Consider the following 24,860-nt stretch of genomic DNA (forward strand, 5'->3'; position numbering starts at 1 on the left):
GCGACGGACGGGCGGCACCCGGGACGGTGCCGTCGGCTCGTCGACGACGGTAGCAGCAAACAGTCAGCGTTGACTGTCACGGATCCGTGCGACGCCGCTCACGCCGGCACGGGTTCGACGTCGCTCACGCCCGCACGGGGACGCGGGACCCGGCCCGCCCGGCCAGCAGGACCAGGTACCCCAGGGCCAGGAACCCGGCCGCCAGCCGGAGGACGTTCCAGGCCAGCCCGCCCGCACCGACGGCGTCCGGGTCGAGGAAGTAGTACGGCGCCCGCCGGCCCGCCCCGTTGAGCACGGCCAGCGCCAGTCCGAGGTACGCGGCCGGGAACAGCAGCCACACCGGTGGGTGCCACCAGCGCAGCCCGCCGCGACCGGGCCGGACGAGGACCCAGTCGGCCAGCGCCAGCACCGGCACGACGATGTGCAGCAGCACGTTCGCCGGGGTGAAACCCATCGAGCGCCCGGACAGGAACAGCAGCCAGACCAGGCCGGCGACCAGCAGGTAGACCACGACCGCGCCGCGGAGCGCGGGCCGCGCGTCGTACCGGCGGCCCAGCAGGGTCCAGGCGTAGAAGGCCGCGGCGAGCAGGTTGGCCTGGTAGGTGAAGGTCGTCAGACGCCAGGCCACGCCACTGCGCGAGCTCAGCTCGACCACGACCAGGGCCGCCAGCACGCAGGCGACGACCGCCCCGCGCAGGACGACGGCGGTGGGGACCCTGCGGGGCGCCGGGAGGTGCACGGGGGATCAACGCCGGGAGCCGCCCGCCGGGTTCCCGGGATCCGGACGGGTGATCCCGGTCATGCCGCGGCGCGCCGTTGCGTCGTGTACCGCACCATGATCGTGAGCATTGCTCACGTCATGGGGAGGATCGATGTCCGGAGTACCGCACGGCAACGTCCCGGCCGGAGGCAACAGCGTCGCCGGCGGGTGGGACGTCACCCGCAGCGTCGGCGCGACCGCGCTGGCCGTCGCCGCGGCCCGCGCCGCCGAGGCCGAGCGCCCCGACCCGCTGGTGGTCGACCCGTACGCGCGCGCCCTCGTCGACGCCGCCGCGCCGGGGGTCCCGCTCCCCCGCGGTGCCGACGACGGCGGCGACGGCTGGCGGGCGCTGGTGGACATGATGGCCGTCCGCACCCGGGTGCTCGACGCGGCGCTGCTGGCGGCGGCCGCGGACGGGGTGCGGCAGGTCGTCGTCCCGGCGGCCGGGCTCGACGCGCGCCCCTACCGCCTGGCCTGGCCGGACGGCACGGCGGTGTACGAGATCGACCAGCCCGAGGTGCTGGCCCACAAGCAGCGGGTCCTCGGTGACACCGCACCGCGGGCGCGGCGGGTCGCCGTGCCCTGCGACCTGCGCGACGACTGGCCGGACGCACTGCGCGGGTCCGGTTTCGACCCCGGCCGCCCGACCGCGTGGCTGGTGGAGGGCCTGCTGCCCTACCTGCCCCCGGAGGCGGAGGCGGACCTGCTCGCCCGGGTCGACGAGCTGTCCGCACCGGGCAGCCGGGTCGCCCTGGAGGCGGTGGACCTGGCCGTCGCCGACGAGTACCTGCACACCGACGGGGTCCGGGCGATGGCCGCGACGATGGGCAGCGACCTGGCGCAGCTGTGGGACACCCGGCGCCGCCCCGCGCCGGCGTCGGTGCTGCGCGCGGCGGGGTGGGACGTGCGGGAGCGGACCCTCGGCGAGCTGGGTGCGGGCTTCGGCCGGGAGCTCGCGGGTCCGGTCGGGACGGTGGTCGCGCACGCCCTGGTGGTCGAGGCGGCCCGCTGACCCGGGGCGGGACGCGCGCCGGCCCGCCGTCCGCCCGACGGGCGCGGTACGGCGGGCCGGGGGCGGCCGGCCCCGGGGGCAGACCTCCCGGGGGTGACGGTCAGACCGAGGTGGTGCGTCCGGCGCCGGACGCGTCCTCCTGCGGCGTGGTCACCGTGTCCTGCGCGGCGACGGGCTCGGCCTGGGCCGGGGCGCTCGCGTCCCCGCGGTCGAGGATGCCCTCCTGCGCGGCGACCAGCGTCGGCACGGTGATCTGCCCGGCGACGTTGGTCGCGGTGCGCATCATGTCCAGGATCGGGTCGATCCCGATGACCACGGCGATACCGGCGGCGATCACCGCGGGCGGCATCCCGATCGCGGCCAGGGTCAGCGTCAGCATGGTGAACCAGCCGGTGGTCCCGGCCGTCGCGAGCGCGCCGAACACGGCGACCGCCGCGATCACCACGTACTGCCAGGCGGCGAGCTGGATCCCCGAGACGTGCGCGATGAAGATCGTCGCCAGGGCCGGGTAGACGGCGGCGCAGCCGTCCATCTTGGTGGTGGTGGCCAGTGGGACGGCGAACCCGGCGTAGTTGCGGTCGACGCCCAGGTCGATCGCGGCCTGCCGGGACAGCGGCAGCGTCGCGCCGGACGAGCGGGACACGAAGGCGAACTGCAGCACCGGCCAGGTGGTGCCGAAGAAGCGGCGCGGGCCGATACCGGCCACGAACTTCAGCAGCAGCGGGTAGACGCCGAACAGCACGATCGCGCAGCCGAGGTAGACGGTGACGATGAGCCCGGCCAGCGAGGAGACGACACCGCTGCCGTAGGTGGCGAACGCGTTGCCGATCAGGCCGAGCACGCCGATCGGGGCGAGCACGACGATCCAGCGGATGATCGTGAGCACGACCTCGAAGGCCGAGCGGGAGAACGCGACGAACGGCTCGGCCTTCTCCCCCAGCGCGTAGGCGGCGGCACCGACCAGCAGCGCGGCGAGCACGACCTGCAGCACGTTGTCGTCGGCGAAGGCCGCGACCGGGTTGTCCGGCACCAGGTTCGACAGCAGCGCCTGCCAGGATCCGGCGGTGCGCTCGCCGACGGCCTCGACGTCGGCCGGGTCGGCGGCGATCGTGACGCCCTGACCGGGCCGCCCGATCAGCCCGATCGCGATGCCGATCAGCACCGCGACCAGTGAGGTCCCGGCGAACCAGGCGACGGTGCGCCCGCCCAGCCGGGCCGCGGTGCGTCCGCCGCCGAGGTCGCGCAGACTGACGATGCCGACGACGATCGCGAGGAAGACCAGCGGTGCGACGGTGAACTGCAGCAGCCCGGTGAACAGGCTGCCGACGGTGTCCAGCGTGGACGCCAGCCCCGCGGAGCCGGTGACCCGGGCGGTCAGCCCGAGCAGGGCACCGAGCACGAGCCCGGTGACGGTGAGCAGAGCGAACACGCGCGGGCGCTGCCAGGCGCGCGCGGCACGGACGACGAGTGACACGGGGTCCCCCCAGGGGATGCGGTACGGGCGTGGGCGGCGGTCAGCGCCGACAGCCCGTCGTGGCACGACGGCACAGGTCGATCACCCGCCGGCTCACCAGCCACACACCCGTCCCCCGCACAGGTGACTGCAACACCCCCGTCCGCCGCATTCTTCCCGCCGGACGGGCGTACCGAGCGTGATCCCACAGGACGGTCGTCACACCGGTGGGGCGACCGCGCGGTCCGCGGCGGGCCGGGTCAGAGCCAGGCGTCGCGGACGTCGAGGGTGGTCCGGTCCAGCGACGCCAGCAGGTCCAGCTGCGGGCCGGTGCGGGGCAGCTCGTGACGCACGAAGTAGCGGGCCGCGGCGCGCTTGCCGTCGTGGAGGTCGCCGTCGCGACCGTCGGCGGCGAGCGCCTGCTCCAGCCAGATCCAGGCGAGCACGACGTGGCCGACCGCCTCCAGGTAGACCGAGGAGTGCGCGACGGCGAGGGCCGGATCGTCCTGGCCGTGCACGACACCGGTCACCTCGACGACCCGGTCCGCCGCGGCCGCGACGGCGTCGGCGTGCGCGGCGAGCTCCCCGCCTGCGGCGCGGGCCCGCCCGACGGTGGTCCCGATCGTCTCCCGCAGCAGGGTGAGCCCGGCGCCGCCCTGCATGACGACCTTGCGGCCGAGCAGGTCCAGGCCCTGGATGCCGTGGGTGCCCTCGTGGATCGGGTTGAGCCGGTTGTCCCGGTAGAGCTGCTCGACGTCGTGGTCGCGGGTGTAGCCGTAGCCGCCGTGGATCTGGATGGCGAGGTCGTTGGCGTGCAGGCACCACTGCGACGGCCAGCTCTTGGCGACCGGGGTGAGCACCTCCAGCAGCAGGTGCGCGCGACGGCGCTCCTCCTCCGTGGGGGCGGTGCGCTCCTCGTCGAGCAGCCGCCCGCAGTAGAGGTTCAGCGCGAGCGCGCCCTCCACGTAGGACTTGCTCGCGAGCAGCATGCGGCGCACGTCGGTGTGCTCGACCAGCGGCACCTGCGGCGCGGCCGGGTCCTTCGCCCCGGCGGTGCGGCCCTGGGTGCGGGTGCGGGCGTAGTCGAGCGCGAGCAGATATCCGGCGTAGCCGAGAGCGGTGGCACCCGCGCCGACCCCGACCCTGGCCTCGTTCATCATGTGGAACATCTGGGCCAGCCCGGTGTGCGGCTCCCCCACCAGGTAGCCGACCGCGCCGGCCTCGCCGCCCGGTGTGGCCCGGCCCTCGCCGAAGTTCAGCACGGTGTTGACGGTGCCGCGGTAGCCCATCTTGTGGTTCAGCCCGGCGAGGGCGACATCGTTGCGCTCCCCGTTCTCCAGCACCCGTGGCACGACGAACAGCGAGATGCCCTTCACCCCCGCCGGTCCGCCGGGGATCTTCGCCAGCACCAGGTGGACGATGTTCTCCCCCAGCTCGTGCTCGCCGCCGGAGATCCACATCTTGGTGCCGGTGAGCCGGTGGGTGCCGTCCTCGCGCGGCTCGGCGCGGGTGGTGACGTCGGCCAGCGACGACCCGGCCTGCGGCTCGGACAGGCACATGGTGCCGAAGTAGCGACCCTCGACCATCGGCCGGACCCAGGTCTGCACCTGCTCCTCGCTGCCGTGGGTGAGCAGCAGGTTGGCCGCGGCGACGGTCAGCATCGGGTACGCGGCGGTCGCGACGTTGCCGGCGTGCAGCCACACGAAACACGCCTGGACGACGACGGCGGGCAGCGCCATCCCGCCGACCCGCGCGTCCAGCCCGGCGCCGACGATGCCGGTGTCGGCCAGCACCTTCAACGCGGCACGGACCTCGTCGGGCAGGGTGACGCGCTCGCCGTCGAACTCCGGCTCGCGGGTGTCGGAGACCTTGCGGTGCGGCGCGAAGTGCTCGGTGGCGACCTGCGCGGCGAGGTCGACGACCGCGTCGATGGTGTCGCGGTCGTGCTCGGCGTAGCGCTCACGCGCGCACAGCTCGTCCACCCGCAGCCAGTCGTGGAGCAGGAAGTCGAGATCGGCACGGGAGATCAGCGGCGCTGGCACACCACCCACGATCGCACCCCGGGCCCGTTCCGGGGAAGCCGGCGGCTCATCCGCCGACGGCGAGTGCCGGGGCGAACGCGGGTGAGCGGGACCGGCCGGTCCGGACGAGGTCGGCGACGAGCTCCCCGACGGCCGGGGCGTACTTGAACCCCTGGCCGGAGAACCCGCCGAGGGTCACGGTCCGCGGCGCCCCCGCGGTGAGGGCGACGACCCCGCGGCGCTGCCGGGTGTACCCCTCGACGTAGGTCTCCAGCCGGGCCGGCCGGGCGGACATCCCGTCGAGCCGGGCCGCGACCGCATCGGCCCAGTCCCGGGTGTAGCCGGCCTCGACCGGCGGGTGGTGGTCGGCAGGCGAGTGGACGCGCGGCTGCGGCTGCTGGTGGTTGATCTTGATGGTGGCCCCGTCGACGGTGGGGAAGAACGTGTGCGCGGGCGCCGCGGTGTGCACGCCCGGCGGGAAGGCGGCGGGGGCGAACAGGGCCGGGTCGCGCACCCCGAACCAGCTCAGCACGACACGACGCTGCTCGATCCCGGCGACGCCCGGGACGAGGCCGTCGCCGTGCCCGGTGGCGACCACAACGCTGTCGGCGACGGTCTCCCCGTCGACGGTGTGCAGCACGGCCCGGCCGCGGCGGGTGCCGATGCCGAGGACGGTGACCTCCTCGCGGACCCCCGCCCCGGCCCGGCGGGCCTGCGCGACGAGCCCGCGGGTCGCGGCGCCCGCGTCGAGCAGCCCGCCGCCCGGATCGAGCACGGCGACCTCGTCCGCCCCGAGGACGTGGGCGGGCCAGCGGGCCGCGGCCGCGGCGGCGCCGAACACCGTGGTGCGGCCCGGCAGCGCGACCGCCCGGACCCGCGCGTCGTCACGGGTGCCCACGGTGAGCGCGCCACAGGCGGTGAACGGCGCGCCGGGCACCCCGGTCCACAGCTCGCGGCTGCGGTCGAGCAGGCGGACGTGGTCCGGTCCGGTCGCGACGGCGGTGCGGAAGATCCGCGTCTCGCCGCCGGACCCGCCGTCGGGGTGCCCGACGCGGCCGGCCTCCAGCCCGACGCAGGACACCCCGGCGCGGGCCAGTGCGAGCAGCGACGCCGCGCCGAGCACACCCAGCCCGACGACGGCGCACTCGACCGACCCGGCCCCCGTCACGGGTGCGGGGAACGGGTGCGGGCGTCCACGGGCAACGGCACGCGGGCCGGGTCCCGGGACAGGCGCCCCGGCCAGACCAGGCAGAGCAGCGGCGGGGCGCCGACCGCCCGCAGCGCGGCGACGGCCGTCGCGACGTCCTCGGCGGTCGTCCCGGCGGTCTCGACGGCGAGCACGCTCGGCCCGCCGTCGCGCAGCCCGCGCAGGTCCTCGTGCGCGAGCCGCGGCACCCGCAGTGCCTGCACGACCGGCACACCGGGAGCGACGGTCGTCGCCGGCGCACCGGGGGTGAGGTCGCGGTACCCGCACCGGTCCCCGACCAGTGCCGCCGCCTTGACCAGCTCGGACGCGACGTCACAGGCGGGTTCGCGGGTCAGCTGGACGACCGTGAGGCGCTCGGCCCCGCGCAGCAGGTCCCGGTAGGCCCCGGCCAGCCGCGGCACCGCGTCCGGGGCCGAGCCCGGTGCGAGCACCGGGATGTCGAGACGGGCCCGGAGCCGGTCCTCGGGATGGGCCTCGGGCAGCAGCCCACGACCGCGACGCACCGCCGGCACCCCGAGCGCGGCCAGCAGCAGTGCGACCCCGCCGCCGATCCCGGCCGCTCCCCCGGCCCACTGCGCGGCGGGCACCTCGGGGGCCGCGACCGGCTCCGGCCCGTCGACGACCACGGTGACCTGACCGGTGCGGTCGGCCAGCGTGCGACCGAGCTGGTCGGCGACCGGGTCGGTCGCGGTGCCACCCGAGTTGCCGGTGCCCTCCGCCTGGGCCTGGGCCGCACGCCGGTCGATCTCGGCCCGCAGCGGCTGGGTCCCGCCGGTCGTGACGGCGGCGTCGAGGGCACCGATGCGCTCGCGCAGCGCGGTGACCGCGTCGGCGGCCAGTGCGGATGCGGCCGCGTCGTCGGTGCCGGTGGCCCGGACGGCGACCACCCCCGGTTCGGGTGCGGTGAGCACGAGCCGCCCGGCGACGTCGGTGACACCGGTCCCGGTCAGCTCGGCGACGCGGTCGGTGAAGGCCGCGCTGCCCGCCGCGGCGAGCGCGCGGGTGGTCGCGGGCCCGGGGTCCGCGGTGCCGACCGAACCGACCTGCACCGACGTCGTCGCGACGGTGGGGGGAGGGAACAGCGCGGCCAGGCCCGCGGCGCCCGCGGCGGCGAGCAGCACGGCTCCCGCGACGGGGGCACGGCGCCGGCGCAGCGACGCGCCGATCTCGCGCAGGGGCCCGTTGCGGTCCACCCGGGGCGGGGCGGCAGCGGGTGCCGGTCGCCCGGCCGGCGGCGCCGGACGCAGGGGTGCGACCGGGGCCCGGTCCGGGCCCGCGGGCCGGGTGGCCGGGGCCGCGGGCACCCGCGGGAGCGCGGACGTCCCCGGGGACACCGCGGGCGGCGCCGTCGGGGGACGCGACGGGGGGACCGGCCGGGACGGGGCCGGCGCCCCAGGGGCCGGGGCGGCGCCCGCCCCCGCCGACGGCCCGTCGACGCCGACCGGTGTCGAGGCCGGACCGGCGGCCGGGGCCCGCTCGTCGTCCCGCCCCGCCGTCGGGACCGCGGTCGGGACCGGGGTGTCGGCGCGGGCCGAGACCGGGAGCCACGTCGGGGTCGCGGTCCGGTGCGCCCCGGCACGCGGCTCGACGCCGACGGGCTTACCGGTGCCGCCGGTCGGCACCGGCGGCACCGGCGGCACGGGCGGCACGGCGCCGCCGTGGTCCGGCGCGTCCGGGACGGGCCCGGCGCCGGTGTGCGGTCGTGTCCGCACGGTGTCCTCCGCCCCGGAGGACCCGGAGGCCCCGGAGGACCCCGGGATGCCCTGGTCGGTCCGTGTCGCCGCGCCCGGCGGCGCCAGCAGTCCCCGTCGCCGGGTGCGGGAGGGCTCCGGCGCACCGGGGCGTGGCGGACCGGCCCCCTCGGCACCGGACGACGGGCCGGTGGTGTCACGGCCCTCGACGCCGTCGGCGGACCGGACGGCCGCCGACGGGGCGGGGGCCCCGCCGGCCCGCGGCGGCGCCGCCGGGTCGGCGCGCGGGAGCGCCGTCGTCACCGACACGTCGTCGGCGGTCCGCGGGCCGGGACCGGTCGGCTCCCGGGGTGTGTCCTCGCGCCGGTAGGGAGTCGGCCGTGCCGGGGTCGCCCCGGCCACCGTCCCCGCCGGGGCCTCGCGGCGCGGCGGGACCAGCGGGGCCCGCGGGGTCCGGGTGCGGGCCATCAGCGGGTCCCCGCGACCAGGGCAGGACCACCCGGGAGGATCTCGGTGACCACACCCCCCGGCACGGCCGCGGCGAGGCCTGCCGGGCGGGGCCAGGGCATCCCGGCCGCCGTCTCCGGGCCGAAGTGCTCGGCCAGCCATGCGGGCCGGTAGACGGTGTCGAGGTAGCGCTCCCCCAGGTCCGGGGCCAGCGCGACGGCCGTGGTCGTCGCGTCGCCGTGGCGGCGCAGCCAGGCCGCCGCCCCCGCCACGACGGTGCCCGTCGACCCCCCGAACAGGAACCCGCGGCGGGCCAGCGCGTGGCACGCCTGCAGGGTGTCGGGCTCGGCGACGTGCACGACGTCGTCGATGTAGGACTCGTCGAGCAGCTCGGGCCGGACGCTGGTGCCCAGCCCCGGGATCATCCGGGGCGTGGGCCGGTCGCCGAAGGTCACCGAGCCTGCCGCGTCGACCGCGACCACCCGGACCGGCCGCGGCCGGGACCGGAAGTACCGCGCGCAGCCCATCAGGGTGCCGGTAGTACCCGCCCCGACGAAGACCACGTCGAGCTCCGGGAAGGCCGCCTCGATCTCCGGCCCGGTGGTGACCAGGTGCGAGCCCTGGTTCTCCGGGTTGGCGTACTGGTTGAGCCAGACATAGCGGTCGTCGCCGGCGACCAGCGAGCGGACCAGCGCGATCCGGGTGGCCAGGAACCCCCCGGCGGCGTCCGGGGTGTCGACGACGCGGACGTCGGCGCCGAGCGCCTCCATCAGCCGGTGGGTCGCCGGGTTGCAGCGTGGGTCGGTGATGCAGACGAACCGGTAGCCCCGGCTCACCGCGATCATCGCGAGTGCGACGCCGAGGTTGCCCGAGGAGGACTCCACGAGCACCGAACCGGGACGCAGCAGGCCGCGCCGCTCGGCGTCGGTGACCATGCCGAGTGCGGCCTTGAGCTTCACCGAGCCGGCGAAGTTGAAGCCCTCGCACTTGAGGTAGAGCGACAGTCCGAGGACCCCGGTCAGGTCGACGTACAGGTCGTCGGTGTTGAAGTCTTCGGGTGCGGAGATGACGGTCATCGTCGACCCCTCGTGTACCAGTGGTGGCGGCTCAGCCGTGCCGGCTCAGCTCGTGGAAGAAGTCGTCGACGGTGTGCAGGTCGCCGGCGCGGGCGACCTCGGCGTGGACGAACCGGCCGACGGCGAGGTCGAGGACCCCGAGGCCGAACGGGGAGAACACGACCGTGCGGTCGGTGGGGACGGTCAGGGTGCCGTCGAGCACCTGGTCCAGGGTCCCGTCGACGAAGTCGCGGTTCCCGGTGGCCTGCTCGGCCAGGTGCGGGGAGGTGTCGGCCTTGAGGCAGTGCTCGACGTCGTCGAGGACGTTGAACGCGCTGAGCACGATCTCGGCCGACAGGTCGCGCAGCGACACGTTCAGCACCAGCGGGTGGTGGTCGAACCAGGCCGGGTCGTGCACGTGCGGGGTGCCCGCCACGGTCGCGAAGACCACCAGGTCGCTGTCGCGGACCAGCGACTCGGCCGAGTCGTGGATCCGGACCTCACCCGGTGCGGTGCGCCGGACGTGGCCGCGGAAGCCCTCGGCGGAGTCGGCGGACAGGTCGAACACGCCGACCTCGTCGAACGTCCAGCCGGTCCCGACTAGGAACTGGTGGATGTAGCGGGCGATCAGCCCGGTGCCGACGAACCCGACGCGACGCGGGCGGTCCCGGTCCCGCGACAGCCGGTCGGCCGCCGAGGCCGCCGACGCCGCCGTCCGGGTCGCCGAGATGATCGAGCTCTCCAGGCAGGCGTACGGGTAGCCGGTGAGCGGGTCGTTGAGGATCAGCACGGCCGAGGCCCTGGGGACCCCCCTGGCGACGTTCTCCGGGAAGCTGGAGATCCACTTGATGCCGTCGACGCCGGTCTGTCCACCGGAGCCGCCCAGCGAGGCGGGCAGCGCGATGATCCGCGACGACGGCCGGTCCGGGAACCGCAGGAAGTACGACGGCGGGTTCACCGTGCCACCGGCGCCGTGCACCCGGTAGGTGTCCTCCACCAGCTCGACGAGCTCCTTCTCGCGCCCACCCAGCGCCCGCGCCACCTGGGCGCCGGGGATCACGGAGAAGGCGGGGACGGATGCGGCCGGGTTCATCGGGCTCCCTCGAAGGCGGGGACGGCGACGCCGTCGATCATGGCGACCACGACGTGGCGGTCGCCGGTGTAGGGGTCGCGGCCGTGCGCGAACCGCAGGTTGTCGACGACGAGCAGGTCGCCGTCCTGCCAGGGCTCGCGCAGCGCGTGCCGGTCGTGCACGGCGTTGATCTCGTCGACGACCTCCTCCGGCACCGGCGAGCCGTCGCCGAAGCGGGTGGTGAACGGCAGGCCGTCCGGGCCGTGCATCTCCAGCAGGAACTCCCGGACCTCGGGGTCCATCGCGAACTCCGACAGGAACGCGATCTGGTTGAACCAGACCCGCTGCCCGGTGACCGGGTGCATCAGCACGCCGTGGCGGCGCTGCCGGGTGCGCAGCCCGCCGTCGGGCGTCCACTCGGTGGTGATGGCCGCGGCCCGGCAGTAGCGCTCGACGGCGTCCCGGTCGGTGGTGCCGAACGCCTGCTCCCAGGAGGCGCCGATGTCGTCGCCGTAGGAGCGGGTGAGGATCCAGCCGTCGCGCTCGACGCGGTCGACGAGTGCGGGCGGCAGGTCCGCCGCGACCCGGCTGGTGTCGACCAGCGGCGTCGCACCGCCGGTCTCGGGGGCCCGCAGGCAGGCGAACAGCAGCGTGGCGGGCGTCTCCAGGACGTAGGACAGCTCGTGGTGGGCGCACATCGCCTGGCGGGCGGGCCACGGGGTGGCCGAGTAGACGCCGTCGGACAGCAGGGTCCTGGCGGCGAACGCCTCGCGCTCGACGTAGCTGCCGGTCCCCAGCCGGGCGGCCACACCGGCGACGTCGGCGACGGTGCGCAGACCCAGCCCGCGGACCAGGACGACGCCGTGGTCGTCGAGCAGGTCGCGCAGTGCGTCGCCGTGGCGCTCGGTCCAGCCGGCGGCGTCGCCGCCGGGTCCCGCGTCGAGGATGGGGGGGTCGTCCGGGGTGCGGGCGCACTCCCAGCAGTGATCCGGTCATGTCTCCCCCTGTGTGGTGGTCAGTGCTCGCCCGGGAGCAGTCCGGCGAGGTCGGTCAGGACGGGGTGGTCGAGCACCTGGCGGACCGTGACGGCCCGGCCGAGCGCGATCACGAGCTTCACCGCGGACAGCGAGCTGCCCCCCAGCTCGGCGAAGTCGTCGTGCACGCCCACCGATCCGGCGGGCAGGTCGAGCACCCGGGTGACCGCGTCGACGACGCGGCGCTGGGCCGCGCTGAGCCCGCCGTCGGCCGGGCCGGACGGGACCGGTGCCGTGGCGGCCTGCGCTGCCGCCTCGGTGGCGCGGGCGGTGAGGGCCTTGCGGTCGATCTTGCCGTTGGCGGTGACCGGCAGCGGGTCGAGCCGGTGGACCGTCGGCGGCACCATGTAGGCGGGCAGGCTGCGGCCCAGCCGGGACCGGACCTCGGCCGCGTCGGGGCCGTCGCCCGCGTGGTAGGCCACCAGCTGCGGCCCACCCGCGGTCGCCGCCACGACGACGCAGGCGTCGCGGACGCCGGGCACCGCCAGGAGCGCGTTCTCGATCTCGCCGATCTCGATCCGGAACCCGCGGATCTTGACCTGGTTGTCGCGGCGGCCGAGGAACTCCAGCTGCCCGTCCGGACGCCAGCGGCCGTGGTCGCCGCTGCGGTAGAGCCGCTCCCCGGGGCGGTACGGGTCGGAGCCGAACGCGGCGGCGGTGCGGTCGGGGTCGTTGACGTAGCCGCGCCCGACGCACACCCCGGAGAACACGATCTCCCCGGGGGCCCCGAGCGGGACCGGTGCCAGGTCGGCGTCGACGACGTAGACCCGCACCCCCGGCACCGGCGCGCCGAGCGGGACCCGGCCGTCCTCGGGAGCGGAGCGCAGCACGGCGTGGTTGGTGTCGTCGGAGGTCTCGGTCAGCCCGTAGGCGTTGACCAGAGGCACACCGGGCAGCACCCGGAACCAGCGCTGCACGAGCTCGGTCTTGAGCGCCTCCCCGGTCGCGGACACCATCCGCAGGTCGGGCAGCGCGGTGGGGTGCTCCTCGAGGTAGGTGAGCACGACCTCCAGGTAGCTGGGCACCAGCTGGGCCACGGTGACCCGGGACCGCACCAGGGTGTCGACGAAGCGGCGGACGTCGAGGATCACGTCCTGCTCGACGAGCAGGGTCCGCCCGCCCGCCAGCGGGCCCGCGACGAGCTGCCACAGCGAGATGTCGAAGGAGTGATCCGGCCCCACCGTGACCAGCGACGACCGGATCGCACACCCCTGTGAGCTGCTGAAAGTCGGTCAACGGTTGTCACCGTTGGTCGGCGCTGTCGGGCGTCCCACGGCCTGGGGACGGCCTGGAGATCGGTCTAGCTGGGCCGCTGAAGGCTGCGGATCTGCTCCAGGTAGGCCGTGGCCTCCTGCTCGCCGGTGTATCGATCTGCGAGCACCTGGCCCAGGTCGCGAGCGACCATCGCCAGGCTCGGCAGGGACTGCCGTGGGCCGTCGAGCGCGCGTCGCCCGTGAATCAGCGCTTCGTCCAGGTCGCCGTCTCGTGCTGCTGCGACGCCGAGGGTGATGCGAGCTTCCGCGATTCGCATCGGCCAACGCTCGCGATTATCGAAATCGGTTCCGGCTCGGATGACCTCTTCAGATAGCTCCCGTGCCCGATCGTTGTCGCCGACATGGCGATAGCAGTCCATAGCGCAGAAATCGTACTTAGATGGATCGACGACGAAATGATTCTGGATGTTGTCTGGGCAGGGCAGTGCGTCGAGCTGTTTGCGGCCGATATCGAGTGCCTGTTCCATCTCTCGACGCTTACCCATTCGCGCATAAGCTTTCGCTTCCTGGGCGATGAGTTGCACTCCGACGCTGTGGTTGCCGCTTGCTCCGCGGCCAGCTTCGGCGGCGGCGATGACGCCGCGGTAGTCCCCGTTCGTCAGCGCGAACCACGCTTTCATCTCGTGTGCCCACCCCAGAATGCCCGGGGTCTCGGACTCTGTGCCGAGGCGTAGCGCTGCCTGGCGCGTTGCCTCTGCGGCCTGGCGATGCCCTGTGTCGTACTCGAGACAGCCAACGAGAAGAGCCAGCCAACCGGCAAGTTCCAACGTCTCTCGCCGCTAGCTAAGAGCGTCCGGCGATTGATGGTTATCGGAGTCGACGGGTCGTGGGTCGGGTTGTCCAGCGGTAGCGGCTGCGGGCACGGTTGATCAGCCGGCGGATCACGGTGAGCGCGGCGGCGAGGTCGAGGTAGAACTCGACGATGATCTTCCGGCGATCGGTGAACCGGCGCAGCTTGCCGTAGCCGTTCATCCAGGAATGGGTGCGCTCGACCGGCCACCGCTTACCGACCTGGATCGGGGCGGGCCGGCCCTTGGTGGCGATCTGTGCGTCGAACCCGAGTCGTTCGAGCAGATCGCGGGTCTTGCCTGAGTCATAGCCCCGGTCCAGGTGCAGGCACGGTCGCTCGGGCAGCGGCCCGATCATGTCGTAGATCCCGATCAGGGTCGGTTTCAGCAACGGCGAGTCGTGGTCATTGGCGCGGGCGCTGATCAGGTGCAGCGGGATCCCCGCACCGTCGCAGACCACGGAGCGTTTGGTGCCCTGTTTGCCCCGGTCGACCGGGTTACAGCCGGCGACCTCGCCACCGCAGGGAGCCTTGGTGATCGCTCCGTCGGCAGACAGATCGTCGAGGTCGAGACCGATCATCTGGTCATAGCCGGCCAGCGCGGCCCGAAGGACCTGCTCCCCGACGCCGGCGGCGGCCCACTGGGCGAGACGGCGGCGGATCGTGCGGTCCGAGCAGCCGGGGGTGGCAATGCGTTCGTAGCCGCTGCCGTGCACCAACGCCGCGAGCACGTGCTCGAACACCAGGCGGTCGGGGATACGGCGGCGGTGACATCCCCACGGATGGGCCGGGTCGAACTCCGGGCGCCGCTCTGCCTCGATCAGGGCAGCGAACTCGACCCAGAGGGGGTCGATCAGCGATTCTGGCAATAGAGGCACGGACCCTCCAGGCGACCATCAGGACATCAGCAATCCCATGATCACTTGCAGGTCCGTGTCTCTACCAACACCGACACACGGCCACCTCTACTGCCGGACGCTCTAAGGGTGAGTCGTCGGTCCTGTAGTTCGACCAAACGGCGAAGCCACTGTCGACCCTCGACGATCAAGTCGTTCGGATTGCTGCTTGCGTATTCTGAGCACAGGCGCTCTACCGTGATTCGTAAGGCATCGAGTGTTGCCGAGTTGATGTCCGAAATATTGATTCGGCTGACGATTTCGAGAGTGTCCATGCCTGAGCTGGCTATCAGATCGACCGTGGTCGGCTTGTTCTCAGGTGGAAACAATGAGGCAGTCGCGGTGCCGAGGGTTGCGGCAATGATGGGAGCGTAATGCGGTCCGGGCTTGTTCTCGCCGAGTTCCCACGCCTTCCAACGACGCTCCAGGTGCTGGGCGTCGGGTAGCGCGTTTTCGGAGTGTCTGCGCATTTCTTCCGCGGCGGCAGCCTGTGACCATCCGCGAGATTCCCGCATCGCGCGGATGCGCTTCGCCCAGCTCGGTCGGTCGGTCATGGTCCCGGATTCCCCTCGTCCATCGCCAACGCCTCAAGTGTGGCATCCGAGCGGTCGTCAGGTGGTCGATCTCGGATCTTGGTGATGCGGTGCGGCGGGGGTGATATCACCCCCGCACTGTGGTCCTCACCTGTGACAACACTGTGGCGGCGGCGCCTGACGAACCAGTGTTGTCGCCGTGAACACAGCGACTACAGCGGCCACGGGCGCGGCAGGTGATGGGTGGCAATCAGCCTCAGGAGAGGCGCCGCTCCACGGCCTCCAGGCGCTCGCTGAGGCTTCTCACGGCGGCGGCAAGGTCGGCGACCGTGGGAATGGCCTCTACGTCCTGTTCTGTGCGTACGAACGAGCCCTGGCCGTGGCGGATGACGATCAAGCCTTCGTTGCGCAGCTCGGCGAACGCTCGCTTCACGACGCCGGGGGAGACGCCGAGCAGCGAGGCTGCCTCGCTGTAGGACGGTAGGGGATCGCCAGGGGCGACCTCGCCGGACTTGATCTGTCGCCGGTAGGTCTCGGCCACCTGCTGATAGGGCGGGCGGGAGTCGTCTGGGTCCGATCTCTGCACGTCAAGAACGGTACAGGCTGCCAGGTCTGCCATCTCCGACAAGACAGAGTCTACTCAGTCGACTGAGTTTGCTACCTTCTCTCTTGTTCCCCTCGTCGCCGCTTTCCCGGCGCCGCGGGGCCCAGGTCCAGGACAACCACGGAGGAACAATGAACATCGACAGGGGTCGGATGTATCGGGTCAGCGCCGTCGCCGACATGCTCGACGTGTCGCCATCGACTGTGTATCGGGCAGTCGAAAGCGGAGCCCTTCCGGTTCTGCGGTTCGGCAAGGCCGTCCGAGTGCCGGGTCATGCGCTGGCTGCTTGGCTCGACGAGCGGATCGCTGTCGCCGCAGTTCAGGGTGGCGAGAAGTGATGCGGGTCGTGGATGCGCACCGGCGTCGGGTGCTGGATCAGGTGCGGGGCGAGTTCCGGCACCGGCTCGGGGCCGGGGCGGCCCTGGTGGTGCTGACCGGGGTGCTCGTGGTCCTCGCCCTCGGCGCGGCTGGCCCGCTGGATGGTGTGGCCGGGGTGTTGGCGTGGGTCGCGGTCGGGGTGGCCGGGATGGAGGCGGCTGAGGCGTGGAGTGGCGCGCTGGTGGAGTGGCGGGAGTGGCGTCGTCTGCGTTCTAACGACGGCTATCTGTCGGCGGTGGTGGAGGTTGTGTCGGCGCAGGATCGGGCGGAGCTGGTCCTGCTCGGTGTCGAGGAGCCCCCGGCGGGTGTGCGGTGAGCGCCCGCCCGGCGGCTGGTGTGGAGCGTGCGGCGGCGAAGGCGTCCCAGGAGCGTCCGGTGCGCCTGGTCCGGCCCGGGTGGTGGGTCTACTCCTACGGGCCCGCAGATGGCGGGTGGGCGCAGGTGGTCGGGATCGAGTGGCTGCCACAGGGACGGGTCGCGGTGGAGCTGCGCCATCTCGACGGCGGTGCCGGTGTGGTGGAGACCTCGCGGTCGGCGCCGATGTCGTATCTGACCGAGGCCACGGCACGCCGGGTCGGGATCTGCCGGTGATGTCGGTGGGGCGGGTCGTGCGCATCGAGCGCTGACCCCCCGGGTGCGGGCGGGTCGGGACCGGACGGGCGCACCCACATGATCCACATAGGACAGACGATCAGAGAGCGGGGTAGGGCGATGGGTTGGTTGTCGAGTACGGCCAAGGGTGGTGCCTGGGCGGGCCGGTCGGTGGTCGCGAACGAGCTGGCAGCGGCGGAGCACCGTCGTCACCACCGGCGGGGCCGTCACACCGAGGAGGCGGCGGGGCCGGTGCACTGCCGGTCCTGCGGCTGCCGGGTGCGGTCGGGCATGGGTGATGTGTGCTCGCGGCCGCGGTGCATGAAGGCGGCCGTCCGATGAGCACCGGCACGTGGGCGGAGCGTCGGCGTGATGACCGTGCGGCGGCGGCGGAGCTGGCGCGTCGTGACGCCGACGCCGCTGCGGAGCGGGCGTTGCATGCGGAGGCGGTGCGGGCGGAGATCGCCGAGCGGCGCCGCACCGAGCAGACCACCCGGGACCAGGCCGCGCGGGCGGCGCGGGTCGAGCAGATCCGCCGGGCCCGGGCTGAGCGTCGGAAGCGGGCGGTGGCCCGGCGGGAGGCGGTCGGGGCGTGGGCAGCTCGGCACCGGGTCGACCTGCTCATCTACCCCCTGGCGGTGGCGTCGGCGGTGATGGCGGTCCCGGCGATGGCCGCCTACGGCATCGCCGTCTACGGGTCCTGGACCGGCGCGGTGCTGCCGGTGCTGTCGGAGCTGGGGATGTGGGCGTTCGCCCTGGCGGTGCAGTCGCGGCGCCGCACGCACCCGGGCGCTCCGTTGTGGGCGTTGCAGGTCGGGGTGTGGGCGTTCGCGGCGGTGGCGGCGGGGCTGAACGTCGCCCACGGTCTCGACGGCGGCGTGAGCACCGGGCTGGTGATGGGTGTGGTGTCGGTGGCCGGGGTGATCGCCCACCAGTTGGTGACCGCCGGAGCCCGCCCGGCCCGCCGGGCGGGCACGGTCCGGGCCGCCGAGCGCAAGCTGCGCGCGGCTCGGCGGGCGGCGTTACGGGCCGCGGTCGCCGAGATCGACACCGACGGCGACGCCCGCCTGGTCCACGCCCCCGGCGTCTACCGGGTGCGTCGTGACCGGCTCGGTCGTGCCCATCTGGCCCCGCACACCACCCCGGGGCTGGCTGTCGACGACGACAGCGGGGACCTGGCTGCGGAGGTGTCGGCGTGGCTGGCCGAGCAGACCCCGGGCCTGTCGAGCGTCCCGGTCCCGTCCGCTGACGACCTCGTGGGAGGGACCGGGGACCAGCGCGACGACGACCGGCCGGACGGTCACGGTGTCGCGACGCTGGACCGCCCGGCCGGGGGCCGTGACGGCGGGCACGGCCGCCGACGCCCGCGGAAGGCGACCCGCCCGCGGGCCCGCTCGATGGATGTCCTGCGCGCCGAGCTGGCCGCTGCGGTGGCGGCGGGGGAGGTCGATCCGTCGTCGGCGGAGTCGATCCGCACCGGCCTGCGCTGCGCCCCTGCCAGGGCGCGGGCGCTGCGTGACGAGCACCGAACCAACCAGTCCTGACCTGTGATGATCGAGGGGAATCGACCCGTGAACCACAACCCGCACGACACTGACCACACCGGACACCACACCGGGCACGACACCGAGACGATCGAGGGCCCGGCCGTCCGGCCGGCCACCGCACCCGGTGAGCACGGGCGGCGCCCGCCGCCACGCCCGCACCGCACCCCACCATCCGACATCCCGCCCACCGACGGACCCGTCGACGAGGCCGAGCCGCTGGTCGTGGCGGGCGAGATCGTCGACGACCCCGCTACCGACCAGGTGCCCGCTGGGACTGTGGAGGCGCGCCCCGGGACGGCGCTGGTGCGGGTGGCTCGACAGGCCCCGGCCCGCGCCTACAGCGTCTCGCGCGCGGTGGTGGTGCACCCGAGGACGAAGGCGGTGGCCAAGGGCGGGGTGCGCAACCTCTGGTACCCGCTGCTCGGCGCGGGGGTTGCCTACGGGTACTGGCGCGACGCCCACGGCGCCTCGCGGTATGAGCGCCAGATGCGCCGCGCCGAGCTGGCGGGGGATCAGGAAGGGCTCTTGGAGTGGGAGGCCCGTGACGTCGCGGAGAAGCAGCGCCGCCACAGCCAGGTCATGGACTGGGTCCGGTCCCCGCCGGACCTGCTGCGCGCCCTCGGGGCGGGAGTCCTGGGCGTGCTTGGGCTGCTGCTCGGGCTCGGGATCCTGCTCGCGTTCGGCCACCGCGACATCACGATGGTCATCGCCCCGCTGATCGCGGTGGTCGATCTGGTGATGTGGGTGTCGTGGTTCCTCGCCGTCTACGGCGCCACCCTGCTGCTCGCCGCCACCGCCGCCGGGATCGTGCTGTTGTGGCACCTGGGCCGGTCACGCTGTGAGCTGCCCGCGTGGGTCGCCCCGGGCGAGCCGGAGGAGTCCCGCCGCGACGTGATCCCCGACGAGCGGGCCGTGATCAACGCGCTGCGGAACATGAACATCCCGGCCCTCAACAGGAAGTTCCGGGAGGGCTGGGCGCCGCGCTGGGTGATGCCGCCGACCCATGACGGGAAGGGCTGGCACTGCCAACTGTTGCTGCCCGAGGGCGTCACCGTGGAGATGATCAACAACAACAAGCCGGTCCTGGCGCACAACCTGCTGCGCCTGCCGGTCGAGGTGTGGCCCACCGAGCCCCGCGACAAGCCCGGGGTGATGGACCTGTGGACCGCCGACCAGGGCTCGCTGACCAAGCCCGTCGCCCCCTGGCCTCTCCTGTCCGAGGGGACGGCGGATTACTTCCGCGGTGTGCCGGTCGGCGTGGACCCTCGCGGGAAGCTCGTGCTCGGTCGGTTGTTCGCGGCGAACTGGGGTGTGGCCGGGATGATGGGGTCGGGCAAGTCGACCCTGATCATCACCGCGTTGCTCGGCGCGATCCTGGACCCGCTGGTCGAAGTCGACGTGTACTGCATGGCCGTCAACGCCGACTACGACCCCCTCAAGCCGCGCCTGCGCACGTTGTTCGTGTCCGACGACCCGGAGCAGATCCCCACCGTGCTGGACGCGCTCAAGGCCCTGATGTCGGAGCTGTCCGAGCGGGGCCGGAAGTTGCAGGCTGCGGGTGAGCCGAAGCTGACCCGGGCCCTGGCCGAGGCCGACCCGACGATGCGGCCGCGGGTGGTGGTGATCGACGAGTGCCAGGAACTGTTCGTCTCCTCCGTCGGTGAGGAGGCCGCGGAGCTGGTCGAGAAGATCGTCGCGAAGGCCCGTAAGTACGGGGTCACGCTGATCTTCGCCACTCCCGTCCCGTCCGCGGACAGCCTGCCGCGCAAGGTCGCGAAGGTGCTGTCGAACCGGGCGTGCTTCGCCATCGCCGACCACCAGGGCAACGACGCGATCCTGGGCACCGGCAAGCACCGCGCCGGAATCTCCGCGACCACGCTGCGCCCGATGACCGTGGACTCCGACGGGTCGGTGGACATGGGGGACCTCGGTACTGCGATGACCAGTGGGTTCACCCCGGCCGACGGGTTGATGCGCTGCTTCTACGTCGCCCGCGGCAACGGCGTCGACGACGTCACCCCCGTCGTGAAGCGCGCACTCGGTATCCGCGCCGACGCCGGACTCACCACCGCCGGGGCCCAGACGCCGGAGCCGGTCGCCGGGCGGGACCTGCTCGACGACCTCGCCCAGGTCCTGGCCGAGGCCGGGGCGAAGCGGATGCGCACCCAGGAAACGCTCGCGCTGCTGGCCGCGCTGGACCGCGCCCACTACGGGTCCTGGACCTTCGAGCGCCTGGCCGAGGAGCTGCCCGACGGCGCCAAGCCCTACAAGACCGGCGGCACCATGCAGGTCGCCGCCGCCCGGATCACCGAGGCCATCAACGACCGCGCCACCGACGGCGACACCGAGCCGGTCACTGATGGTGACGCTCTGGGGTGAGGGGTCCGGCCCCGGGAACCCGGGGACCGGTCAGGGAGGCAGGGAGTTCTCCCTGACCGGGTCCCTGCCCACTCCCTCCCCGGCCTGATCAGCAACGACACGGGTTGAGGGACCCGAGGGACCCACCCCGCGCGACCAGCGCAAACAGCACCCATCCCGGGATCGAGGCACCACCCGGTGCCTCCCTCCCCGGCCACACCCATGCCGAAAACAGGAGCAGCAATGTTCACACAGAGTCACCACCACGGCCGTCACCACAGTCACGTTCACGGAGGTTCGCGATGAGGTTCCGCGCCCGCAAGACGTTCCGACTCGGCCCCTGCGGGCCACGGTCACCCAGTCCGGCCGCTGGTCGTTCGCCATCGTCGTCGGCCCGGTCACCCACAACCTGACCCGCCGCACGACCTCGATCGACCCGCCGGGCCCCGGCGGGTTCCACCACCAGCACCGCCCCCGCACCCGCCGCACCCGGCGCGACGGGGGCCAGCGGTGAACGCCGCCGACCGGGCCCGGCTGGCGGGGTGGCTCGACCTCGCCGCCCGCGGCTGGGCGCTGTTCCCGGTCCTACCCGCCCGCAAGCAACCCGCCATCCCCGCGTGGGAGTCCCGCGCCACCACCAACCCGGAGACCATCGTGGACTACTTCACCACCCACCCCCACCACAACGCCGGGATCGCCTGCGGCCCCTCCCGGCTCTACGTCATCGACTGCGACACCCCCAAGCCGACCGACACCGACCAGACCCGCGACGGGCACGACGTCCTCACCGCCCTGGCCGCCGGACGCGGCGGGCTGCCCGACACCTGGACCGTCACCACGCCGTCCGGTGGGCGGCACCTGTACTTCCGCGCCCCGACCGTCCGGCTCGGCAACACCGCCCGCACGTTGGGACCGATGCTCGACAGTCGCGGGCACGGCGGGCAGGTCCTCGCCCCCGGCAGCCGCCTCCCCAACGGTGTCTACGAACTCGCCGACGACACCGACCCGCCACCCTTGCCGGGGTGGTTGGGCTGGCACCTGTCGGTTCGTGGCTCTGCGGCCGTCTCAGGGCCTCGTGTGAGCCCCTGCACGACGCCGCGGGACCACAGCGCCTACGTGGCCGCGATCGTCCGGGCCGAGCTGCAGCGCGTCGCTGGGGCCGGGCGCGGGGGCCACAACGCCGCGGTGTTCACCGCCGCCCGCGCCCTGGGGCAGCTCGTCGGCGCGGGAGTGCTGGACGAGCACCAGGCCGCCGCCGACCTGACCGCTGCGGCCGACCACATCGTGGACGGGCCGTGCGACTGCACGCACGGCGACATCGCCGCCACCATCGCCTCCGGGCTCGGCTACGGCGCCCGCCGACCCCGCCGACTCCCCGCCCTGTCGAGCACCACCACCGAAGGGCGGCGGACGGCATGAGCGCCAACGAGACCCCCGAGACCATCGACGGAGCGGACCTGCTCGACCGCGTCGAAGCCGCAGTCCTGCGCTACGTCTCCCTGCCCTCGCCCGCTGCGGTGGTCGGGATCGTGCTGTGGATCGCCGCGACCCATGCCCAACCCGCCTGGGCCCACGCCCCACGGCTGGTGATCCGGGCCCCGGAGAAGCGCTGCGGCAAGTCACGCCTGCTCGACGTCGTCGAGGCCCTGTGCTGGGCCCCGTTCATCACCGTCAACTCCAGCCCGGCCGCGGTGTACCGGTCGGTCACCGACGACCCGCCCACCCTGCTCGTCGACGAAGCCGACACCATCTTCGGACCCAAAGCCGACGGCAACGAGGACCTGCGCGGGCTGCTCAACGCCGGACACCAGCGCAACCGCCCCGCCAAGCGCTACGACGTCGCCACCAACCAGGTCCAGTCCATCCCGACCTTCGCGATAGCCGCCCTGGCCGGGATCGGGCTCATGCCCGACACCATCGAGGACCGCGCCGTCATCGTCCGGATGCGCCGCCGCGCCCCCGGCGAGACCGTCGACCCCTACCGCCACCGCCGCGACCGACCCGCCCTCCGAGCCCTGGCCGCCGAACTCAACACATGGCTGCGCGCCAACCTCACCGTCCTGGAGACCGCCGAGCCCGCCATGCCCGTCGAGGACCGGGCCGCCGACACCTGGGAACCCCTGTTCGTCGTCGCCGAGCACGCCGGTGGGCACTGGCCCGCCCGCGCCCACGACGCCGTACTCGCGCTCCAGGCCGAGGCCGACGAGGCCGCGACCGACCAGGCCAGCGACCGCGTCCGGCTCCTGCTCGACGCCCACAAGGCGTTCGCCGACGCCACCGCCATCCCCACCGCCCTGCTGCTGCGGCGCCTGCGCGAGGACACCGAGGCCCCCTGGGGCGAGTACGGGCCCGCCGGACTCACCGCCCGCCGACTCGGCGTCCTGCTCGTCGAATACGGCATCCGCTCCGCCACCATCCGGTTCACCGAGGGACAGGCCAAGGGCTACCACCGCGCCGACTTCCTCGACCCCTGGTCCCGCTACACCCCGCACCTGCTCGACCCCGCCCCCGACCAGGACGCCAGGGGGACCCGTCCCATCCGTACCAACCTCGAATCCCCAGGTCACAGCGGTACGGATAGAAACCCTGGTACGGAACGACCCGTACCACCCCACCGACCCGTACCAGGCCTGACCAGCGAAAACGACGTTGGTACGGATGGGACGGGTAACCCGCCTCAGCTGCGCGTCGTGGGTGACCGGTGAGCGGCCCGGACGCGTCGAGGACGCGGGCGACGATCGAGCCGTTGTGGACGCCTGACGACGTGGCGCAGTACCTGGGCATCCCGGTGCAAACGCTCTATCAGTGGCGACGGAAGCGCACCGGCCCGCCTTGCCGTCGACTCGGGCGCCACCTTCGGTACGACCCCACCGCGGTTCGTGAATGGTTTGTCGACTGTAAGGGGGCGGCCTGATGGGTCACATTCAGGACCGTTGGTGGCGAGACGGCATCAGCGATATTGGTCGCCCGGTTCGCGAACGGACGAAGCTCTACGGAGTCGGTCTGCGCTACAAGGTTCGGTACCTCGATCCGAATGGTGCGGAGAAATCTAAGTCATTCCCCGACAGGCAGAAGGGAGCTGCCGAAGCCTTCTTGCACGAGATGGAAAGCGACAAGAACAAGGGCACCTACCTCGATCCGACTGCCGGTCGAATCTCTTTTCGCAAGTTCGCGGATCAATGGCTGTCGGCGCAGACATTTGACGAGTCGACGCGGGCGGGCGTGGAGACGCGATTGCGCGTGCACGTCTACCCGTACTTCGGTGACGTCGAGTTGCGCGCGATCGGTCCGGCCGCGGTGCAGAGCTGGGGGCGAAAGCTCCAGCAACGCGGCTTGGCCGAGACCTACCGGCGGACCATCTTCGCGAACGTCTCGGCGGTCTTCACCGCCGCGGTCGACGACGAGCGACTCCGTCGCAATCCATGCGCGGCTCGTTCGGTGACGCGGCCGAGGGGGGAGTATCCGAAGATCGCTCCGTGGACGCCGGAAGGCGTCGTGGGTGTGCGAGCAAGCCTGGGGGAGAGGTATCGACTGGCTCTCGCGTTCGGGGCCGGATGTGGGCTTCGACAGGGAGAGGCATTCGGTGTCGGGCTCGACGATGTTCGAGGTGACGTTCTACGAGTGGCTCGACAGGTCAAGCTCGTCGGTGGCCGGTTCGTTTTTGCCCCGCCGAAGCACGGGAAGGAGCGTGAGGTGCCACTACCGGAAAGTGTCGCGACCGCCTTTCGAGTGCATATCGCGAAGTATCCACCGCTTTCTATGACGTTGCCGTGGCGATCTCTCGATGGTGATGCGGTGACCGTTCCACTTCTCACCTGGACCAGGGAGCGTGGTCCGTGCAATCGGAACTCGTTTAATCATCACGTATGGAAACCGGCTCTACGGGCGTCAGGTATCGCCGAGCCGAAGCGTTCTGACGGGTTCCACGCGCTGCGCCACTTCTACGCGTCCGTCCTGCTCGACGGTGGGGAGTCCATCAAGGCGTTGTCCGAGTATCTGGGCCACGCCGACCCCGGCTTCACGCTGCGGACGTACACCCATCTGATGCCGTCGTCCGCCGCACGGACCAGGCGGGCGGTGGACGCCGTCCTAGCGGCCGGGAACGACGACGGCCCGTTCTCCCCGGAGTAGCCGGGGGAG

At 73.2% G+C, this 24,860-nt stretch carries 23 protein-coding genes; 10 read left to right on the forward strand and 13 right to left on the reverse strand.

The window, feature by feature from the left end:
- Window positions 1-124 precede the first annotated feature (124 nt).
- On the reverse strand, window positions 125-739 hold the full coding sequence (locus KPF47_RS20165) for a Pr6Pr family membrane protein (RefSeq protein WP_224390273.1): 615 nt from the start codon (window positions 737-739) through the stop codon (window positions 125-127).
- Window positions 740-872: 133 nt separating this feature from the next.
- Between KPF47_RS20165 and KPF47_RS20170 the strand changes: the two genes are divergently transcribed.
- Complete coding sequence (locus tag KPF47_RS20170; protein WP_224390274.1) at window positions 873-1,772, forward strand: SAM-dependent methyltransferase; 900 nt, start codon at window positions 873-875, stop codon at window positions 1,770-1,772.
- Window positions 1,773-1,872: 100 nt separating this feature from the next.
- Here the strand turns inward: KPF47_RS20170 and KPF47_RS20175 are convergent, their stop codons facing one another.
- The 12 genes from KPF47_RS20175 to KPF47_RS20230 form a co-directional block, all read right to left on the reverse strand.
- Window positions 1,873-3,246, reverse strand: coding sequence for a dicarboxylate/amino acid:cation symporter (locus tag KPF47_RS20175; RefSeq protein WP_224390275.1), 1,374 nt, complete (start codon window positions 3,244-3,246; stop codon window positions 1,873-1,875).
- 239 nt (window positions 3,247-3,485) lie between these two features.
- A complete protein-coding gene (locus tag KPF47_RS20180; RefSeq protein WP_224390276.1) occupies window positions 3,486-5,267 on the reverse strand; it encodes an acyl-CoA dehydrogenase in 1,782 nt (593 codons plus the stop codon).
- Window positions 5,268-5,313: 46 nt separating this feature from the next.
- The gene (locus KPF47_RS20185; protein ID WP_224390277.1) at window positions 5,314-6,414 is read right to left on the reverse strand and encodes an FAD-dependent oxidoreductase; all 1,101 of its coding nucleotides are present in this window, start codon (window positions 6,412-6,414) and stop codon (window positions 5,314-5,316) included.
- On the reverse strand, window positions 6,411-8,612 hold the full coding sequence (locus KPF47_RS20190) for a hypothetical protein (RefSeq protein ID WP_224390278.1): 2,202 nt from the start codon (window positions 8,610-8,612) through the stop codon (window positions 6,411-6,413). Before KPF47_RS20190 ends, KPF47_RS20185 begins: the two co-directional genes overlap by 4 nt.
- Window positions 8,612-9,667 carry a 2,3-diaminopropionate biosynthesis protein SbnA gene (sbnA, locus tag KPF47_RS20195; RefSeq protein WP_224390279.1) on the reverse strand — a complete coding sequence of 352 codons (1,056 nt, stop codon included), beginning with the start codon at window positions 9,665-9,667 and terminating at the stop codon, window positions 8,612-8,614. The genes KPF47_RS20190 and sbnA overlap by 1 nt, the downstream gene beginning before the upstream one ends.
- A gap of 31 nt (window positions 9,668-9,698) precedes the next feature.
- The gene (gene sbnB, locus KPF47_RS20200) at window positions 9,699-10,739 is read right to left on the reverse strand and encodes a 2,3-diaminopropionate biosynthesis protein SbnB (RefSeq protein WP_224390280.1); all 1,041 of its coding nucleotides are present in this window, start codon (window positions 10,737-10,739) and stop codon (window positions 9,699-9,701) included.
- On the reverse strand, window positions 10,736-11,665 hold the full coding sequence (locus KPF47_RS20205) for a TauD/TfdA family dioxygenase (protein ID WP_224390909.1): 930 nt from the start codon (window positions 11,663-11,665) through the stop codon (window positions 10,736-10,738). Before KPF47_RS20205 ends, sbnB begins: the two co-directional genes overlap by 4 nt.
- A 68-nt stretch (window positions 11,666-11,733) precedes the next feature.
- Window positions 11,734-12,933 (reverse strand): non-ribosomal peptide synthetase, encoded by a 1,200-nt coding sequence (locus KPF47_RS20210; RefSeq protein WP_308015442.1) that lies wholly within the window; start codon window positions 12,931-12,933, stop codon window positions 11,734-11,736.
- Between the two features lie 119 nt (window positions 12,934-13,052).
- The gene (locus tag KPF47_RS20215) at window positions 13,053-13,646 is read right to left on the reverse strand and encodes a tetratricopeptide repeat protein (protein WP_224390281.1); all 594 of its coding nucleotides are present in this window, start codon (window positions 13,644-13,646) and stop codon (window positions 13,053-13,055) included.
- Window positions 13,647-13,833: 187 nt separating this feature from the next.
- Window positions 13,834-14,691, reverse strand: a complete 858-nt coding sequence (locus tag KPF47_RS20220; RefSeq protein ID WP_224389877.1) for an IS5 family transposase — start codon at window positions 14,689-14,691, stop codon at window positions 13,834-13,836.
- A gap of 41 nt (window positions 14,692-14,732) precedes the next feature.
- Complete coding sequence (locus KPF47_RS20225; RefSeq protein WP_224390283.1) at window positions 14,733-15,263, reverse strand: helix-turn-helix transcriptional regulator; 531 nt, start codon at window positions 15,261-15,263, stop codon at window positions 14,733-14,735.
- Between the two features lie 235 nt (window positions 15,264-15,498).
- Entirely contained in the window at window positions 15,499-15,861 is a 363-nt protein-coding gene (locus tag KPF47_RS20230) for a GntR family transcriptional regulator (RefSeq protein WP_224390285.1), read from the reverse strand.
- A gap of 116 nt (window positions 15,862-15,977) precedes the next feature.
- Between KPF47_RS20230 and KPF47_RS20235 the strand changes: the two genes are divergently transcribed.
- The 9 genes from KPF47_RS20235 to KPF47_RS20275 all read left to right on the forward strand — a co-directional run bounded on the left by KPF47_RS20235 (window position 15,978) and on the right by KPF47_RS20275 (window position 24,851).
- The gene (locus KPF47_RS20235; protein WP_224390287.1) at window positions 15,978-16,184 is read left to right on the forward strand and encodes a helix-turn-helix domain-containing protein; all 207 of its coding nucleotides are present in this window, start codon (window positions 15,978-15,980) and stop codon (window positions 16,182-16,184) included.
- Complete coding sequence (locus KPF47_RS20240) at window positions 16,184-16,540, forward strand: hypothetical protein (RefSeq protein WP_224390289.1); 357 nt, start codon at window positions 16,184-16,186, stop codon at window positions 16,538-16,540. Before KPF47_RS20235 ends, KPF47_RS20240 begins: the two co-directional genes overlap by 1 nt.
- Entirely contained in the window at window positions 16,537-16,815 is a 279-nt protein-coding gene (locus KPF47_RS20245) for a hypothetical protein (RefSeq protein WP_224390291.1), read from the forward strand. The genes KPF47_RS20240 and KPF47_RS20245 overlap by 4 nt, the downstream gene beginning before the upstream one ends.
- Window positions 16,816-17,153: 338 nt before the next feature.
- Window positions 17,154-18,359 carry a hypothetical protein gene (locus KPF47_RS20250; protein WP_224390293.1) on the forward strand — a complete coding sequence of 402 codons (1,206 nt, stop codon included), beginning with the start codon at window positions 17,154-17,156 and terminating at the stop codon, window positions 18,357-18,359.
- Between the two features lie 27 nt (window positions 18,360-18,386).
- Window positions 18,387-20,741: an FtsK/SpoIIIE domain-containing protein gene (locus KPF47_RS40275; protein WP_224390295.1), complete on the forward strand. Its 2,355-nt coding sequence runs from the start codon at window positions 18,387-18,389 to the stop codon at window positions 20,739-20,741.
- A gap of 489 nt (window positions 20,742-21,230) precedes the next feature.
- Window positions 21,231-22,139, forward strand: coding sequence for a bifunctional DNA primase/polymerase (locus tag KPF47_RS20260; RefSeq protein WP_224390297.1), 909 nt, complete (start codon window positions 21,231-21,233; stop codon window positions 22,137-22,139).
- Window positions 22,136-23,425 carry a DUF3631 domain-containing protein gene (locus tag KPF47_RS20265; protein ID WP_224390299.1) on the forward strand — a complete coding sequence of 430 codons (1,290 nt, stop codon included), beginning with the start codon at window positions 22,136-22,138 and terminating at the stop codon, window positions 23,423-23,425. The genes KPF47_RS20260 and KPF47_RS20265 overlap by 4 nt, the downstream gene beginning before the upstream one ends.
- Window positions 23,422-23,634 carry a helix-turn-helix domain-containing protein gene (locus KPF47_RS20270; RefSeq protein WP_308015443.1) on the forward strand — a complete coding sequence of 71 codons (213 nt, stop codon included), beginning with the start codon at window positions 23,422-23,424 and terminating at the stop codon, window positions 23,632-23,634. Before KPF47_RS20265 ends, KPF47_RS20270 begins: the two co-directional genes overlap by 4 nt.
- Entirely contained in the window at window positions 23,634-24,851 is a 1,218-nt protein-coding gene (locus KPF47_RS20275; RefSeq protein ID WP_224390301.1) for a site-specific integrase, read from the forward strand. The genes KPF47_RS20270 and KPF47_RS20275 overlap by 1 nt, the downstream gene beginning before the upstream one ends.
- Window positions 24,852-24,860: the final 9 nt, after the last annotated feature.

This window comes from Pseudonocardia sp. ICBG1293 (assembly GCF_020131355.1).
In the GTDB taxonomy this organism is placed as follows: domain Bacteria; phylum Actinomycetota; class Actinomycetes; order Mycobacteriales; family Pseudonocardiaceae; genus Pseudonocardia.

Excerpts from the sequence above, each read along its gene's own strand:
- KPF47_RS20250 (WP_224390293.1), top strand. The coding sequence starts at position 17,154 with ATGAGCACCGGCACGTGGGCGGAGCGTCGGCGTGATGACCGTGCGGCG.
- KPF47_RS20265 (WP_224390299.1), top strand. The coding sequence starts at position 22,136 with ATGAGCGCCAACGAGACCCCCGAGACCATCGACGGAGCGGACCTGCTC.
- sbnA (WP_224390279.1), bottom strand. The coding sequence starts at position 9,667 with ATGACCGTCATCTCCGCACCCGAAGACTTCAACACCGACGACCTGTAC.
- KPF47_RS20190 (WP_224390278.1), bottom strand. The coding sequence starts at position 8,612 with ATGGCCCGCACCCGGACCCCGCGGGCCCCGCTGGTCCCGCCGCGCCGC.
- KPF47_RS20215 (WP_224390281.1), bottom strand. The coding sequence starts at position 13,646 with ATGAAAGCGTGGTTCGCGCTGACGAACGGGGACTACCGCGGCGTCATC.
- KPF47_RS20275 (WP_224390301.1), top strand. The coding sequence starts at position 23,634 with ATGGGTCACATTCAGGACCGTTGGTGGCGAGACGGCATCAGCGATATT.
- KPF47_RS20225 (WP_224390283.1), bottom strand. The coding sequence starts at position 15,263 with ATGACCGACCGACCGAGCTGGGCGAAGCGCATCCGCGCGATGCGGGAA.
- KPF47_RS20240 (WP_224390289.1), top strand. The coding sequence starts at position 16,184 with ATGCGGGTCGTGGATGCGCACCGGCGTCGGGTGCTGGATCAGGTGCGG.
- KPF47_RS20230 (WP_224390285.1), bottom strand. The coding sequence starts at position 15,861 with ATGGCAGACCTGGCAGCCTGTACCGTTCTTGACGTGCAGAGATCGGAC.
- KPF47_RS20235 (WP_224390287.1), top strand. The coding sequence starts at position 15,978 with ATGAACATCGACAGGGGTCGGATGTATCGGGTCAGCGCCGTCGCCGAC.
- KPF47_RS20170 (WP_224390274.1), top strand. The coding sequence starts at position 873 with ATGTCCGGAGTACCGCACGGCAACGTCCCGGCCGGAGGCAACAGCGTC.
- sbnB (WP_224390280.1), bottom strand. The coding sequence starts at position 10,739 with ATGAACCCGGCCGCATCCGTCCCCGCCTTCTCCGTGATCCCCGGCGCC.